Origin of the sequence: Paraflavitalea speifideaquila, from assembly GCF_032395985.1 — a bacterium.
Classification (GTDB): domain Bacteria; phylum Bacteroidota; class Bacteroidia; order Chitinophagales; family Chitinophagaceae; genus Paraflavitalea; species Paraflavitalea speifideaquila.
Genome location: NZ_CP135920.1, coordinates 6,909,455 through 6,924,783, shown reverse-complemented (window position 1 = coordinate 6,924,783; position 15,329 = coordinate 6,909,455). Strand labels below are relative to the sequence as shown.

Genomic DNA, 15,329 nt, shown 5'->3' with positions numbered 1-15,329 from the left:
CCTGGTGTCATGGGAGGTGCACAACCAAAATTAAGGAAGCCACGAGCCGTAACTACATTACCCCCCCGTAATATCACCTGCTCCCAATACGCGTGCTTTGGTACCTCCACCGATCGAAAAGTGCATTACGGCGCCTGGGCTGATGATATGATTGAGTTGCTGACCGTGCCCCAGTTCATGAACTGCTACTGATTCAAAATCCACTTGTGCAACAGTAGGGTCGGCCGGTCCGAATTGCCAGTTAGTTGCATCGTTAAATACCACATCTATTTCTCCTACTACCCATATTGATGGATCGGATCCACAACCGCCATACCAACTGGTACACCTGCCCAAAACACCGGCTGGTAATTCACTGCCCACGTCAAACCTTACTATATTAATAGTATCCGGTGCTACTATATTTATTGCGGTCACTGCTCCTACCGTCCAATTCATGCGGGTATTGCAGGCCCAGGTATGCATTGCGCGGATAAATGCATTTTTAGCTGCTGTATTAGCGTTGAAGCTGGTTTCCATTTGAAAGGTATACCCCCTGCACCATTGAGGTTCATATGGGTAGGAATTTCTGAAGTAGGATCTGGCCCTATGACATCGGGCACATTGCTATAAGCATAAGGGATTGTCAATACATCTACACTGATGGCCGTTGCCGGATCACTATTGGTTACCCGCACGGTGCCCGTACCTGCACCCGGCCCCGTAATCGTTGTAGAAGGCACCTTGACTTTGATCTCTGTATCTGTCCAGGATACATAATCAGAAAGTAAGGGTTGTACCAGGTTGGCAGGGTTTGAACTGTTGGCATTCCTGAACTCTACAAATCCCGTTCCCTTCAGGCTTCCAAAATTGCTGCCGGTAATGGTAAGTACCGCATCTGTTCCAGAGGGGAGGGTGGTGGGTGAAATACCCGTAATGGTAGGAGTAGCCAAGGTTCCCAAGGTAGTTGTCTCTTTATGTGTAGGTGGCGGGAGTGCTTCTTTTTCACTAACCCGTCTTTCTACGCCCGTAAGATTTTTTACGGCCCGGGTGGCCGCTATAATATCAGGATATATTGTAAAGGGTCGGCTGCGGTATAATTGTTTTTATCGTAAGCAATAAATCCTTGTAAGCTGCTGTATACCATAAACGTATTGCCATTCAAAGCCCGGCGGCCTGTAATACCCCTGGCAGGCGGCATACAAAAAAATACGCCCGTTTCGCCAATCGACAGGGTGAGTGTGGAGGAATGCACTTGTTTTAATAGGCCAACCGTCCCTCCTTCCGTAATGATCTCTATTTGTTCACCTTTCAACTCCCCTTTAAACGTCCGGTACACCTGGACAAGGTTGGAAGTATAGATATTCCCTTTGGGGGTTTCCTGGAAGCTGTATTGGGAAATTACCTTCCCTTCAGCGATGAGGGTTGATTGGTTTACCCTTTGTGTCAATGATACGGGATATAATTCATTCGCTTGTAAGATGGGTGTCAGAGAAAAGAAAAGCAGACATAGTAATGGTAAATAGCGTAAATGATTCTTCATAAACGAGGGTTAAAGATGCTGGATATTGGTACAAACGTAAAAAATGTATTTATAGTTTGCCTGCTAATTGGGATTCCGGTACGTTTTTCCTGGCTTTTGGAAGGGCTAAAGGTCGAAGTATTCAATAAACCTCAATGCCTCAATGAGATAATAAAAAAGCTGAAGGCGCCATCTGTCCAGACAGTACCTTCAGCATAGTAAAAACATGTAAAAATTAAACGGCTAATACCTTAGAAGTCCATTTCATCCGCACTAGGGCCATAACTTCCCGGAATAGGAACATTCAGCAGGCGGAGGTACACACCCAACTGCGCCCGGTGGTGAACTGTTTGGCAATACGACATGCGCAGTACCTCGGCCTTGCTGTTTACGCTATACACCTGGTCCCCATTGCGCAGCGTCCAATCCCCTTCCAGGTCTTTGTCGGTCGCTTTTTCCAGGTGGCTACGGCCGTCTTCCAGGCTCTGTTCATAAAAAGCCAATAGGTCCTTGGTATTATTAATAGTAGGTACAGAATAAGGGTTTTGGGCAAAGTCCAGTTCACTGGTGGTAAGTGTCATACTTACCCAGGATGGCAATTCGGCTATATGTGTGGCCAGCCGGCGAATGGTCATGCTTTTTCATGCGGTTGCCAGTCATATTTATCATCGGGCACACGGGCCAGCATTTTGCGGGTGGTTTCGGCTTCCTGGTTCAATTCCTTCAGTAATGATTGGATGTGTGACATAGTTTGTTGTTTTAATACCACAAAGAAAATAGCATGTAATGACAGCCCTATGTCAGGAGGCTGGCATGAGTTTAAAAAAGTACAGGTATTCCTTGGTTCGTACGAAATAATTCCTACATTTAGTTCATGAAAGCAGAACAATCTCCTCATAAGCCTTCCGAGCCTACTAAATCCGAATTGGAAATATTGCAGGTTTTGTGGCAGCATGGACCTTCTACTGTGCGTTTTGTCAATGACCACCTGAATGAACAAAAGCGTGCCGTACAATATACTTCTACTTTAAAGCTCATGCAGATCATGGTAGAGAAGGAGATGCTGAACCGGGATGAAAGCAGCATGAAACATATTTACAGCCCTGCTTTGGAAGAACAGAAAACCAAGAGTGTTCTGCTCGACCGCTTTGTAGAATCCATCTACAATGGCTCTGCTTCCAACCTCATGATGCAATTGTTGGGCAATAAGAAAACCTCCGCCAAGGAGCTCCAGGCCATTAAAGACCTGCTGAATAAGATGGATGGCGATAAAAAATAACCTACCAAATTTATTGATATGCACCTGTTATTCATGAATCAATGGCTTTCCGACAATATTACCAAGGCCATCTGCTGGACCCTCATCCATTCTCTTTGGCAGGGATTGATACTGGCAGCGCTGGCAGGGTTGCTGGTATTATTAACCAGAAAACAAACTGCCGCCTTCCGGTATAATCTATTGGCGGCCCTTTTCTTTGTATTCATGGGGGTGGCGGCAACAACATTTGTGTACCAACTTAATTTGCCTGTCAGTGCCAAAACCCTGGTGCAATTGACTTCTCAACAGGGCCAACAACCTGTTGTTGATCAGCTGGCTATTCCTGGAGCTACTCCGGTACTTACACAGGAGGAGCAGGGATACATAACCCGGTTTACCGGTTATTTCAATCAACATGCCTCTCTGCTGGTGGCCATCTGGTTCCTGATATTCCTGGCCAAAACAGTGAAGTTAATGAGCGGCCTGGTATATATTCAACGTATTAAACACCATAAGGTCCAAACGCCGGCCGAACAATGGAGCAACCGGCTGAAAGAGTTGGCAGCAATTGTAGGTGTACGCGTACCTGTGCGTCTGTTGGAGTCAGCCCTGGTGCAAGTGCCTCTGGTAACAGGTATTCTTAAACCAATAATATTGGTACCGATTGGATTGCTGGCTAATCTTCCTGTCGATCAGGTAGAAGCTATCCTGCTGCATGAATTAGCCCATATCCGCCGTAGGGACTTCCTGGTAAACCTGGCTCAAAGTTTTGCTGAAATCTTATTCTTCTTCAATCCAGCTGTATTGTGGATTACGGCCTTGCTGCGTGAAGAACGGGAGCATTGCTGTGATGATATGGCCATCGCAGTTACCCAAAGTAAAACCGGCTACATCACTGCCCTGGTATCCTTCCAGGAATACCAGATAGAAAAGGAGGCAGGGTATGCCATGGCATTCCCAGGTAAAAAGAACCAACTGCTTAATCGCGTAAAACGCATCATCGACAACAGCAACAAATCACTGAATAGGGCCGAGAAATCCTTCCTCATCTTTTGTGTAAGCCTGATAGCCATACTCACCATGGTATTTGCCCAGCCTGCTCCTGTAAAGATGCAGACGAATTCAGCAGCCTTATCCAGTCTGCAACCAACAGCAGGTAGTTTACACAATACAGGCGATCACAGCACGGATAAAAGCCAGGCGGCTGGCATTCCGGAAACCGAGCCTATTAGTGCCGATAAAAGTCGTAATGAAAGTGGCAGTGGAACCAGTGATCAAAGCACGGATCAATCGGGATTGCCAGGTAGTACTGATGGCAGTATCGGCGATGATCATGATACGGCCATCCGCAACAAGCCCTACGATGCAACTTATAAGCCCTATACTTCAACATATCAACCTTACCAGGCGCAGCAATCGGTTATTAAAGATACTATGCCCGTATTGGTAAAGGTAATTCCGTCATGACTGGCACCATTACGCACGACATGGGCGGCAAGCAGTACAAGATCACCATTGATAAAAACGTAGCTACCGGCTTAATGATCGATGGTGTAAAAGTGCCCAAAGGAAAACTGCCAGGATACAGGGACGTTATCAATACCCTTTTCCGTCAGATGCAGGCGGATGCAGCGGTTGCCAATGGCGCGCGTACCAAAGAAGCGAATGACAAAGCGCAGTTGGCAATTGACCAGGCAAACTTGCAAAAAGACCAGCTTCAATTACAAGGACAGCTTTCGCCCTTAAGAGAAGATAAGCTCTCCCTTAAACCAATCACGCTGGAACCAAAAATAACTTACAGCTCTTAAAAGAACCTTATGTTCTAAAATCCGATTCATCCGGAAAGAAACCTGTAATGAAGGATATCGTTGATGAGATCATTGATGACCTTCTGCGTTATGGGATAATTACACAAACCAATCCCCTGTCATTCCGGATCAATCAACATGAGTTTGTAGTGAATAATGCCCGGCAGTCTGAAGCCCTGCAACGCCAGTTTCAAGGTAAGTATGTAAAAACACCTGGCGATATTTATTTATATAGCAAGAAAGGCGGGCATACCAGTAGTACTGTCGTCAGAGAACGATAAGAATGTGATCAACGGAAATTGAAATTTACCAGCATAACTTATTTTGCAACCGACACATCCCTCAACAGGTTATAGCACCCGTATGATTTGGAACGTCGCTCGGGCAAGTTAGATCCGGGGGATGATTCGGTTGCCCTCATCAGTTCTCCACCCTCATAATATTATAGCACCTCAAGGTGGGCGGTATTGCCTGCCAGGTACAAAATGCATATACATGAAAAAATGTTATGACCTCCTGCTATTATGCAGCATGATCTTATTGCCCTATTGCCTGTTGGCCCAAACGAAAGCTACCATTAGTGGAATGGTACAGGACGGTAACAAAAAACCGGTTGTTGCTGCTACCATCAACCTGGTGAAATCGACCGATACTGTTCTTGTAAAAGTAGCGGTGACCATGGATAATGGCGCCTTTATTTTTAAAAACCTGCAAGCGGGCGCTTACCGGGTTACCATTACCGCTTTTGGCTTTGCTGCCTATACCAGTGCGCCCATTACCATTGTTGCTGGCAATGAAGCAAAACAATTGCCGCTGATAGAACTTACTGTTGCGAATGCCGGCCAACTCAATGCAGTGACTGTTACGGCCCGTAAACCTTTTGTAGAACGAAAAATAGACCGGACGGTGGTGAATGTAGATGCCCTGATCTCCAATGCCGGAACCAGCGCTTTGGATGTATTGGACAAATCACCGGGTATATTGGTAGACCAGGATGGCAATATCAGTATGAATGGTAAATCGGGTGTTGTCATTTTTATTGATGATAAACCCACCTATTTATCCGGAACTGATCTCGCTGCCTATTTACGTTCCCTGCCTTCCGGTACCTTGGAGTCGATCGAGATCATGACCAATCCGCCGGCTAAATACGATGCTGCCGGTAGTGCCGGAGTGATCAATATTAAAACAAAGAAACTGAAACAAAAAGGCTTTAATGGCAATATAGCGCCTGGTTATATGCAAGGGGTTTATCCGAAAAGCTTCAATAGTCTTAACCTCAATTTCCGCAACAATACCTTTAATTATTATGCCAATATGGGCTTTAATTACAACGAAGGGTTTAGTGACCTGCTTATTCAACGTCGTTACGTCAACAATGATGGACGTCCTCATTCTGTATTCTCCCAAAACTCCTGGATAAAACGGCAGGATCGCTCGGGATCGCTGCGGCTGGGTGCTGATTATACGATAGATAAGAACAACTCGATCGGCCTGGTACTGAATGGTACCACCCGCAAAGGGGTAAGTACAGTAGATAATAAGAGCTACCTGTACAATGGAGCCAATGAACTGGATTCTTTGATCACGGCCGATAATAATGATAAGCGTACTTTTAGCAGGGGTAGTGCAGGGCTCAACTATCGTCATAAGTACAAGCAAACAGGCAGGGAATTGGGCGTTGACCTCGATTATATTTACAATGAATCGGATGCCAGCCAATTGTATAAAAATGCCAGTTACCTGGCTGATAATACTGTGAAGGGAAGAGATATCCTTACCGGTCAATTGCCTTCTTACATCAACATTTATTCCTTTAAGGCCGATTATACGCATCCGCTGGCCAATGGCTTCAAAGCTGAAGCAGGCGTCAAAGGCAGCCTGATCGAAACCAACAATATTGCTACTTACTTTATCACGGTAGGTGGCAATACCCAGGCTGATTATGATAAGACCAATCATTTTACTTACCGGGAAAACATCAATGCAGCTTATGTAAACTTCAGCAGAGAATGGAGTCGTGTGGCTGTACAGTTTGGCCTCCGGGGCGAAAATACCATTATGCGCGGGCACCAGTTGGGCAATGTGCAAAAGCCTGACTCTTCTTTTAAACGCGATTATTTTAACCTGTTCCCTACCTTTTACCTGTCCTATAAATTAGATTCCGTGGCGAGGAACCAGTTGGTGTTCTCGTATGGCAAGCGTATCCAGCGGCCTAATTTTGGCAACCTCAATCCTTTTATTTCACCGCTGGATAAATTTACTTTTTATGTAGGCAATCCTTTCCTGCAACCCACCATTGCCCATGCCTTAGAGCTCTCTCATATTTATAAGAATAAGATCACGACCAAATTGAGCTATGAATATTATGATGGCGATATCAATGAAACCATTGAATTGCAAGGGCACCAGTATTATAGCCGGCCGGCCAATGTAGGAAAAAGCCAGTACCTGGGCCTTTCTGTCAATACCACGATTGATCCTGCTCCCTGGGTTACCATCAATTGGTTTGGGATAGCCCAGTATGCCAGTTTTAAAGCCGATCTGTACAATAATAAGCTGGATACCAGTCGAATCAATTATATTACCAATTTCAATACGCAATTCAGGCTGGGCAATGGATGGACAGCCGAACTATTGGGCTTGTTCCGTAGCGATTTCCTGACTACCCAATTCGTGTTGGGCGACTTCTGGACATTGGGCGGTGGTATACAGAAGAAGATACTGAAAGGAAAGGGCACGGTAAAGCTCACCATACAGGATTTATTCTATACGCGCCTCAATTACGGACAAATCAATAACCTGCAGAATGCCAAAGGCAATTACCGCAACCAGGGCGATACCCGTGTACTGGGCATTAATTTCACCTGGAACTTTGGTAAAACATTCGAGACCCGTAAGCGAAGCACTGGCAGTGCCGAATCGGAAACACAAAGGATATAAGGAGTAAGGTATTAGTATCGGATAATGTCATAGTTCGAAGGGGATGGGCTATCTTGTGCTGGCACATTTATTGAACCTGTAGATCAGAATTGACATTAAAACCGATGCAAGCATGATAGCATTTGTATTCAGGGTATTGAATGACCATGCCAATCAATACCTGGCATCACAACTTCCCGAAGGGATAGAGCCTGTATTCCGGACCGATCTGAATCCCGGCGAATGGTACAATGCCTTCACCCAAGCCGATTTTATACTGGGTAATCCCCGCGTGATTGGTTTACCAGGTTTCCAGGCAAACTTCAGTTCTGGCAGCTTTCTTCAGCCGGTTTTAGTGAATATGAAGGATTGGAAGTGCCGGTTCCAACTGCCAATATGGGCGATTTCTTTGCCCGGCCCTGTGCCGAAACCATTGTAGGTGGTGTATTGGCCTTTACCGGGGAATTCATGCGCTTACCCGGCTGCAATTAAAGAAGGATTGGCAAGGCGAAAAACTAAGACCTTCCCTGCGCTTACTGGGCGATCAACAGGCCGTGGTATTGGGTGCCGGAGCTATCGGTCAATATGTGAAGGCAATGCTACTGGGCTTTGGTTGTAAGGTGCTAATGACAGCACGTACCAATCCTGCCGCCGATCTGCATTCACCCGAAGAACTGATGCAGGTGCTTCCGCAAACAACCCTGGTGATCAATACCCTGCCCGGCAGTGCCGAAAAATATGTTACCGCACCAATGCTGGAAGCCTTGCCTGCACAAGCCGTATATGCCAGTGTGGGCAGGGGCGAAACAACCGATGAAGCGGCTCTTATAGCAGCCCTTCAATCGGGTAAATTGGCAGGTGCGGTATTGGATGTAACAGAAGAAGAACCCTTACCTACTTATAGTCCCCTGTGGGACATGGAGCAAGTCATCCTTACCCAACATACCGGTGGCGGCAAATCCGATGAGCTTACAGGTATTGCCAACCAATTTATTAGCAATTTGGACCACTTCCTAAAAAGAACCCCTCGAAAACCCGGTAAAGCTTTCAAGGGGCTATTAAGTAAGGTGAGTCATCCCGCAGTAGTGTGGGAGCGCACCTTTGTTGCTAACTACTTTCCTGTTTTTAAATACAATACCGCTCTTTCCAGCACTTCATCTTTTCCTGCCTGAATGCCTTTGATGGTAGGCTTGATGGTAACATCGGGTATCAGTCCTTTCCGTTGCATGGTTTGCCCATTCGGATAACTTACATTTTGGCCACTGAATGTCAGGTTGGTAAAACCGGGAATGTTGAAATTGGTTACATCACCATTGGCGCCCGCAGTTTGACTGCCAATAAAAGCGGTACCATTGGCCGCCTTAAAGAACAAACCACTGTGTTCGGCCTGACTTTGGGTGGTCTCATTCATCAGCATCACTGTTTTGCCTGTATAGCGCCAATCGGTAGTGGTGGGCAATTTTTGCATGAAGGTAACGGTGGTGGTGGTTGAGCTGATCTCATTACCATCTGCTGATATATCCGGCGCCGCAGGCTGTATACGGGTAAACAGCGAACCATCCAGTACGTTGGTATTACTTAGCCTGGGTGCCAGGGTCCAGGCCGTGCCCTTAGGATAACCCCGCATATCCATGATAAAACCTTTGGTGTTTTTAAAGGTGGTGAGCATGGAATCTACCATGGGGCTTTCCAGCCTTTGCATATCTACATAGCCAATTTCGGGGCTTAGCAGTTTAAAGATGGGACCAGCATTTTGTTTTCGCTTCTTTTCCCAGAAGGGTTTATTGAAAGCCCGTTTCCGGGTAATTGTCACCTCTTTTACCTTTTATTTTTATCCATTACTTTCAGTACGGATTGTGAATTGTCATTCCCGCAAAGTAAAAATTCAGTGATGTAGCCGGTTTGTGTAACATAATTACTGGCGGCCTGGTAGGGGCGCCGTTCATCAATGAGCTTTAACAGGTCTTTGCCGTCCATACTGAGTATTATATCTCCCTCGGCCAGCCCCTCTTGGCGCGCTGCGCTATCCGATATAATAGCCGTAATAACAAACTTATTCTCTATTACCCTGCCATATACAGAAGGGCTTACTCCCTGGCCATAAAATTTACTGAACGTATTTACCTGTGTACTGATGAAACCATGGCCATCCTGAATATGGGCATACATTTCGGCAACTGTCATAGCATATTCCATCGAATCTTTGGCGGCCACAAATCGAGGCAGGTATTGCTGGTAAATTTCGTCCCAATTCCTATCCATCAATTTTTGTTGACAAAGAAATAGTTGATCACGGAATAGATCTTGGCGGCTGCCAGTACCCGGTTGCCTAGCGTAGGATAACGTTTGTCATTGGGAAAGCCTGCTGGCTTGGAAACGCTGTTAATGGGAAGGCTTTCTTTGGACACTGTTGCGGGCGGAATACCTGCCTTTAACAAAGTCACTGTTTTATCGAGGTTTATTTGCAGATCGTTCTGTTGGTTCAGTACGGCATCGGGTACAACAGTGGGTTTTCCATTTTCTCTTACCAGTTCACCGGTACGCAGGGCAATGGTAATACTATCGGAAATAGTATACTGGACAGTAAGGCTGGCATTATTGAGGTTCAGCGGCCCTTCGCTAACGATGATGGCTTTACCTGCATCCTGTAAGGCAATGGCGATGGTGGGCAATACTATATTTTCATTCACCAGGAAGGCAATGGGTATATTCTTTTTCTGCGTACTGGTCATTGTTTTGGTTTGCAGGACCTTGAAAAAGAAGTATAGCCACCCGAAGTTCCGCCCCGTTCAGGTACAAAACCATCGTGTACAATTGAACGGAAGGCCGGTTTGGTGAAGGTGCCATTGGTTAAGCCTGTCTCCACATTCCCGTAATCCAACAATAAACCAAGGTCGGCCCAGGCATAGGGCTGAGCTGGCCGCAGGTCAAAGACAAGGTATTGTGCTTGTGCCAGCTCGCTCGAAGTTTTTGTAAGGTAGCAAGCGCTTGTTGCCAGTTGTCCAGGTCCTTCAGGTTACGAATAGTAACATATAGTATACTGTCTTTTACAGCGAGCGTAGGAGAAGAGTTTTCTTTGCTAAAGCTAATACCACCCGTAGTAGTGGGTTGTATCCGGGTCAATGGATCTTGCAACACATTGAGGCATTGTTGCAGGGCGGCTGCATAGCTGGTTTTATCCGTAGCATTGATAATATCAGGCACTGCGGCTGCAAAAGCCGAATCCCAGGGAATATTTTTGTATTGCAGGTAGGGATGAAAGTATTTGATATGCCCCCACAGTTTGCCGGCATCGGCCAGGCGTTTCGTTTGCTGCGTATTGAGCTGTGGTGTTTGAGCACGGGAAAAAGCGGGTAAAAGAAGGCACAGGGATAAGGTGTAACCAATCTTCTTGACAGTAAAATTCATGCATTGAACTATTTGGGTGATTATTGGGAGTTAAATTAATGCCTTGGCACTATTATGCAAGCCCGTTCATCCCGTTTAACAATCTAAATCCGAACTTACCCATTTACCCTCACCAGCCAATCCCATAGTCCTCACCGTGATTGCTGCTGCCTCCCAGAAACTGCCATGCTTCCAGTCGAAGAAGATCAGGTTGATGGGGCCGCTCGTACGGTCATCAAAGCTAAGCGTATAACCCATTTTCTGAAGGGCCGTACGAACGGCTTCGGGTGTGGAGTCGTGTAATAAGAGGTGGCCGGGTTTGGGTTGGCGATCTCCTATTTGGGCGCCACCCAGGGATAGCCATAGTTGATTGCTGTTGATATTGGCGGCTTCTGCAGCTTGCTGGGCCGTCATGCCAAACTCTACTACGTTGAGTAAACATTGCAGCAGGTTTTGATCCTGTGTATCCCCTCCTTGTACGGCAAATGATAAAAAGGGTTTACCTTCTTTGAGTGCCAATGAAGGCGTGAGGGTAACCCTGGGCCTTTGTCCCGGTTGTACTACATTGAAAGGGTTGAGCTCGGCGTCCAATACAAAACTTTGCATACGCTGGCTCATACCCACGCCAGTTCGGCCAGCAATACAAGCAGGCAGCCAGCCTCCGCTGGGGTGATGGATACAACCCAGCCTTGTTCATCGGCTGCTTCTACCGAGGTAGTGCCCCGCCACAGCCGGTCGAGGTAAGCAGTATCTATAGATGCTGGTTGAGTGGCGGCTATATCTCCTGCTAATGAAGCAGCAGGCAGGTTGCTACCTGTTCTTACGTCATGAGCGGGTAGAAAATTACGTTGTTGACTGCCCGAATCCGGCAGGAAACCTCTTTGCTTTAATAAAGCTGTAAAGGGATTTGTTTTTCCTTCAAAGGGTAGGGGTCGCCAGGGCCTGTTTTGCCATCATTCTTCATGGGGTTGATCAGCCTGGCCCTTTCTTTTGCGTAGGCTTTACTTAGTAATCCTTTGATCGGTTCTTCCGGCGCTTTATAAGGGTCGCCATAATAGAAGTCCCGGTCTGCAAACGCCAGGTTCATGGTTTGATAAAGGGTATGGATGTATTGCGTACTGTTGTACCCCATGCTCTTCAGGTCAAAGTTCTCCAGTATGTTCAGGCTTTGCAGTAACATGGGGCCCTGTGTCCATTGCTGTAATTTGTAAACATCAATGCCTTTATAATTGGTTTGCAGCGGTTCTTCCCATAACGGTTTCCATTGCGCCAGGTCTTCCAGCGTGATCAGTCCTCCTTGTTCCTGGCTGCCCCGCACAAATTCTTTGGCAATATCTCCCCGGTAAAAACGGTCATAGGCTGCCATGATGGCCTCCTTCCGGCTTTTCTTTTGTTGAAGCGCCTTTTGCTCTGCTTCCACCATTTTTGCAGTGTGGCCAGCAGGTCCTTTTGTACAAAGATCTCTCCGGCCTCCGGGGCTTCTCTTTTCTCGCCGGCATGCGTTAAGAGAATGGCTTTACTATAAGGCCATTCATTGATCCGGGCTTTATGCTTTTCAATACTATTGGCTGTTTGTGCTTCGATCGGATAACCGGCTGCCAGTTGCATGGCCGGTGCCAGTACTTGCTTCAGGCTCATGGTGCCATATTCGGCCAGCATATAACAAAGGCCGCCGGGTGTACCGGGAGTGGTAGCTGCCAGTGGGCCATATTCCGGTGGAAAATGGTACCCCTTACTTTTGAAGAAGGCCGCCGTGGCGCCGGTAGGTGCTACACCCAGGGCATTGAGACCAATTACTTTCTTTGTTTTGGGGTTATAGATCAGCGCCTGCGTTTCGCCGCCCCAGCTTAGCACATCCCACATGGTACAGGTGGCCGCCAGCATGGCGCAGGCCGCATCTACTGCATTACCGCCTTGTTGGAAGATCATACTACCTGCTGTGGCTGCCAGGGGCTTGCCGGTAATGGCCATCCAGTGCTTACCATGCAGCGGCGGCTTTTGCGTTTCCTGGGCAGGTGCATACAAACAAATAACAAGCAAAACGAAGGGAAAGCACAGGTATCTCATGTGAATGGTGTTGGGTTCCTAAAGATAAGGAATGCCCAAGGGATAAAGTACCACGTCATTGATTTAAGAAGGTACTTAACGGCTGTCAGCCTGAGCCCCGTCGAAGGCGGCTTAAAGGTGAGTCACCCTGCAGCCAGGCATAGCAGCGCGGTTCTGCAGTAGTGCCGGAACCCACCTTACAGCCAGTTCCTGACATCTTCTTATTGTGCCAGGTGGTTATCAAACCCCAGGGCTACCAGCCGCTCATAGGCCTGCCAGATGGCATCGGGTATTTCCTGGTAGATCTGGAACCCTTTGGCCGGGTAGATCTTGATGCGTTGCAGATCGCCTACCATGACATGGATCACCCTTTCCAGGGAAATTTCATCGGTAGGGTAGTTGGCAAAGCTTATTTGGGGGAGGTGACCAGCAGTTTTTATCGGGCCAATGCTTTTGAAAGTGGCATAGCTCCGGCGTTCCATATAGGGCTTTTGTACCACAATGAAGGATTGTGGGTCCAATCCCTTTTCCTTTAAGAGCTGTTGGGTAAATAAGATGTTTTCGCCTGTATTGGTCGATTCATTTTCTACGAGGATGGCGCTGGCGGGTACACCCATGCTGATGGCGATGGCGGCAAACTGATCTGCCTCCGATTCCGTCCAGATGTCCCTGGTCAGGTTGCCCAGGCCGCCGGAAAAATGAGCAGCGGCGCCCACCCCTGCAGGTACAATTCGGCTCCCCGGGTGGCTACCCGTTTGTCGTGACTGCCCAATACAAAAATGCAATCCGATCTTTCAGGAACATGGTGCAGGTGGTGGTAGTCCCATAAGGTTTGTGCCAGCGCTAAAGCTTCATCGGTGATCATACGAGTAGGAGTTGGGTGGGTGTGGCTGTATTACTGTGTTAAATACTTATATACGCTCTTTTATAGGCCTCCAGGTCTTCCAGGGTAGACAGTGTATCAAACCTGTCTACCTGCCCGTCACGCTGCTGTCTTACCAACCCCACGAGGCCTCCACCCACCATATTCCTTTTGGCACGCTGGAAAATGCTATCCAGTGCTGCAATGTCATTGATCATTTGCAGGTCTTCGATCTGGCCAACATTGATAATATAATCTTCCATAACAGGTTGCCAGGATCAGGCCCTTAACTTGGTGGCTGTTTGCCGGGAGCTGGGGGTTGTTGTTTTCTTTTTGAAACCTGCTTTTTGGTAACAGTTTTACCGTTTTTGCTTTTTCAGGCTTTCTTTTTAGCATCCTCATCAACCTTCAGGTTGTGCCTGATCACCTGCCAGTATTCGGGGCCATAGCCTACCAGGATCTCTCCACGGGCTGGTATGTCCTTTTAGCTTCAATGAATACCCGGGTGCCTTCTGTAACATAGTGGCTGTTGTTGATGATGCCTTTTACACGTCCAATTCCTTTCGCATCATTGGCATAGCGCGCCAGGGCAGATTTATCATGCTGTGCATCCAATACAAAATTGCGGTTTACATAATAAATGTAACCGTTGTTGCCGCCATCATGATCTACCTCTTTCCAGGTGGAGGATTTGCCTCTGTACTCAATAATACGTGTTCCCTTGGGTATTGGTTTTGAGTAAACAATCCTTTGCCTGCTCCGGGAATAGTGGATTTCTTAACTGTCAATTGCTTTTCAAGTAGTGCCATTCAATAATCGCTTATATGTGATCTTTAATAAGGCGGCGAAGATAATTATTATTACCTGTTACTACACAAGGTTGTACGAAAACCTTCTGGCTAAATTAACACCTTGCCTGGGCCAGGCCATCGGCAGGGAGATTGGGGAGGGATTGTATAAAGGAAGTTAATAGAATGGTCATATGGCTAAGTGGGTTTAGCAAGGCATTGGCCATGCCGGCAAGTGCCATGCTTAGGATGAACCCAAACAGGTTCCTGATAGGTTGCAGCTGCCTGGTGAAGTGGGCAGACGCTCCAGCTGATCATGCCTTTGTTCTTGTTGGCGGATTGAGATAGTATAGTACCTCATTCAGTGAAGGATCGTTGATCCATATGCCACCGGCAGGGGGCAAAAAGAGGCTTGCAAAATCGATTCTTTACTGGGTGAATTGCAAAATCGTTGCATACAAAAATTTGGTTTTCACGATCCTGTACATTACCTTTAATAATCATTGAATCTTCATCGCTACAGCTCCTTCCATTATAGAAACAAGATCGGCTACGTTGATTCCCCACACTTCCCACATCCCCCAACCTCACCTTTTTGCACTCCCACTCATACTGCGTTCCTCTTCTCTTCCCGTTCCATCCCAATTCTGCGCCCAGTTATGCGCTAACAGCCGTAAGCACTTGATAATAGTCATTTATTGTCTAAAATGATTATGAATACTTTACACTATTCTGATGCCTTTTTATTTACATTTGT

The 15,329-nt window shown here is 46.9% G+C and carries 22 protein-coding genes; 7 read left to right on the top strand and 15 right to left on the bottom strand.

The window, feature by feature from the left end; translation table 11 throughout:
- Positions 1 to 57 precede the first annotated feature (57 nt).
- The 4 genes from RS881_RS47565 to RS881_RS47550 form a co-directional block, all read right to left on the bottom strand.
- Entirely contained in the window at positions 58 to 465 is a 408-nt protein-coding gene (locus RS881_RS47565; RefSeq protein ID WP_315817238.1) for a matrixin family metalloprotease, read from the bottom strand.
- Positions 435 to 941, bottom strand: a complete 507-nt coding sequence (locus RS881_RS47560) for an IPT/TIG domain-containing protein (protein ID WP_315817237.1) — start codon at positions 939 to 941, stop codon at positions 435 to 437. Before RS881_RS47560 ends, RS881_RS47565 begins: the two co-directional genes overlap by 31 nt.
- Before the next feature lie 95 nt (positions 942 to 1,036).
- Complete coding sequence (locus RS881_RS47555; RefSeq protein WP_315817236.1) at positions 1,037 to 1,522, bottom strand: hypothetical protein; 486 nt, start codon at positions 1,520 to 1,522, stop codon at positions 1,037 to 1,039.
- A gap of 230 nt (positions 1,523 to 1,752) precedes the next feature.
- Entirely contained in the window at positions 1,753 to 2,136 is a 384-nt protein-coding gene (locus tag RS881_RS47550; protein ID WP_315817235.1) for a DinB family protein, read from the bottom strand.
- A 239-nt stretch (positions 2,137 to 2,375) separates the two neighbouring features.
- Between RS881_RS47550 and RS881_RS47545 the strand changes: the two genes are divergently transcribed.
- From RS881_RS47545 to RS881_RS47515, 7 genes are all read left to right on the top strand, one after another.
- A complete protein-coding gene (locus RS881_RS47545; RefSeq protein ID WP_315817234.1) occupies positions 2,376 to 2,780 on the top strand; it encodes a BlaI/MecI/CopY family transcriptional regulator in 405 nt (134 codons plus the stop codon).
- An 18-nt stretch (positions 2,781 to 2,798) separates the two neighbouring features.
- Positions 2,799 to 4,226: a M56 family metallopeptidase gene (locus tag RS881_RS47540; RefSeq protein WP_315817233.1), complete on the top strand. Its 1,428-nt coding sequence runs from the start codon at positions 2,799 to 2,801 to the stop codon at positions 4,224 to 4,226.
- Positions 4,223 to 4,567, top strand: coding sequence for a hypothetical protein (locus RS881_RS47535; RefSeq protein ID WP_315817232.1), 345 nt, complete (start codon positions 4,223 to 4,225; stop codon positions 4,565 to 4,567). The genes RS881_RS47540 and RS881_RS47535 overlap by 4 nt, the downstream gene beginning before the upstream one ends.
- Positions 4,568 to 4,614: 47 nt before the next feature.
- A complete protein-coding gene (locus RS881_RS47530; RefSeq protein ID WP_315817231.1) occupies positions 4,615 to 4,848 on the top strand; it encodes a hypothetical protein in 234 nt (77 codons plus the stop codon).
- A gap of 214 nt (positions 4,849 to 5,062) precedes the next feature.
- Positions 5,063 to 7,510, top strand: coding sequence for an outer membrane beta-barrel protein (locus RS881_RS47525; RefSeq protein ID WP_315817230.1), 2,448 nt, complete (start codon positions 5,063 to 5,065; stop codon positions 7,508 to 7,510).
- A 112-nt stretch (positions 7,511 to 7,622) separates the two neighbouring features.
- Positions 7,623 to 7,928: a hypothetical protein gene (locus RS881_RS47520; RefSeq protein ID WP_315817229.1), complete on the top strand. Its 306-nt coding sequence runs from the start codon at positions 7,623 to 7,625 to the stop codon at positions 7,926 to 7,928.
- On the top strand, positions 7,858 to 8,661 hold the full coding sequence (locus tag RS881_RS47515) for an NAD(P)-dependent oxidoreductase (RefSeq protein ID WP_315824837.1): 804 nt from the start codon (positions 7,858 to 7,860) through the stop codon (positions 8,659 to 8,661). The genes RS881_RS47520 and RS881_RS47515 overlap by 71 nt, the downstream gene beginning before the upstream one ends.
- Here RS881_RS47515 and RS881_RS47510 read toward each other — a convergent pair.
- The 11 genes from RS881_RS47510 to RS881_RS47460 all read right to left on the bottom strand — a co-directional run bounded on the left by RS881_RS47510 (position 8,601) and on the right by RS881_RS47460 (position 14,399).
- Positions 8,601 to 9,302 carry a S41 family peptidase gene (locus RS881_RS47510; protein ID WP_315817228.1) on the bottom strand — a complete coding sequence of 234 codons (702 nt, stop codon included), beginning with the start codon at positions 9,300 to 9,302 and terminating at the stop codon, positions 8,601 to 8,603. The two genes, RS881_RS47515 and RS881_RS47510, sit on opposite strands and share 61 nt — an antisense overlap.
- Before the next feature lie 5 nt (positions 9,303 to 9,307).
- On the bottom strand, positions 9,308 to 9,751 hold the full coding sequence (locus RS881_RS47505) for a PDZ domain-containing protein (RefSeq protein ID WP_315817227.1): 444 nt from the start codon (positions 9,749 to 9,751) through the stop codon (positions 9,308 to 9,310).
- Complete coding sequence (locus RS881_RS47500) at positions 9,751 to 10,221, bottom strand: hypothetical protein (RefSeq protein ID WP_315817226.1); 471 nt, start codon at positions 10,219 to 10,221, stop codon at positions 9,751 to 9,753. The genes RS881_RS47505 and RS881_RS47500 overlap by 1 nt, the downstream gene beginning before the upstream one ends.
- A gap of 118 nt (positions 10,222 to 10,339) precedes the next feature.
- Positions 10,340 to 10,897: a hypothetical protein gene (locus tag RS881_RS47495; RefSeq protein WP_315817225.1), complete on the bottom strand. Its 558-nt coding sequence runs from the start codon at positions 10,895 to 10,897 to the stop codon at positions 10,340 to 10,342.
- 75 nt (positions 10,898 to 10,972) lie between these two features.
- Positions 10,973 to 11,494, bottom strand: coding sequence for a gamma-glutamyltransferase (locus tag RS881_RS47490; protein WP_315817224.1), 522 nt, complete (start codon positions 11,492 to 11,494; stop codon positions 10,973 to 10,975).
- 268 nt (positions 11,495 to 11,762) lie between these two features.
- Positions 11,763 to 12,242 carry a gamma-glutamyltransferase gene (locus RS881_RS47485; RefSeq protein WP_315817223.1) on the bottom strand — a complete coding sequence of 160 codons (480 nt, stop codon included), beginning with the start codon at positions 12,240 to 12,242 and terminating at the stop codon, positions 11,763 to 11,765.
- Complete coding sequence (locus tag RS881_RS47480) at positions 12,164 to 12,943, bottom strand: gamma-glutamyltransferase (RefSeq protein ID WP_315817222.1); 780 nt, start codon at positions 12,941 to 12,943, stop codon at positions 12,164 to 12,166. The genes RS881_RS47485 and RS881_RS47480 overlap by 79 nt, the downstream gene beginning before the upstream one ends.
- A 200-nt stretch (positions 12,944 to 13,143) precedes the next feature.
- Entirely contained in the window at positions 13,144 to 13,638 is a 495-nt protein-coding gene (locus RS881_RS47475) for a YdcF family protein (RefSeq protein WP_315817221.1), read from the bottom strand.
- Positions 13,596 to 13,787 carry a YdcF family protein gene (locus RS881_RS47470; RefSeq protein WP_315817220.1) on the bottom strand — a complete coding sequence of 64 codons (192 nt, stop codon included), beginning with the start codon at positions 13,785 to 13,787 and terminating at the stop codon, positions 13,596 to 13,598. The genes RS881_RS47475 and RS881_RS47470 overlap by 43 nt, the downstream gene beginning before the upstream one ends.
- A gap of 38 nt (positions 13,788 to 13,825) precedes the next feature.
- The gene (locus tag RS881_RS47465; protein WP_315817219.1) at positions 13,826 to 14,047 is read right to left on the bottom strand and encodes a hypothetical protein; all 222 of its coding nucleotides are present in this window, start codon (positions 14,045 to 14,047) and stop codon (positions 13,826 to 13,828) included.
- Positions 14,048 to 14,234: 187 nt separating this feature from the next.
- Entirely contained in the window at positions 14,235 to 14,399 is a 165-nt protein-coding gene (locus RS881_RS47460) for a hypothetical protein (protein ID WP_315817218.1), read from the bottom strand.
- Between the last annotated feature and the right edge of the window lie 930 nt (positions 14,400 to 15,329).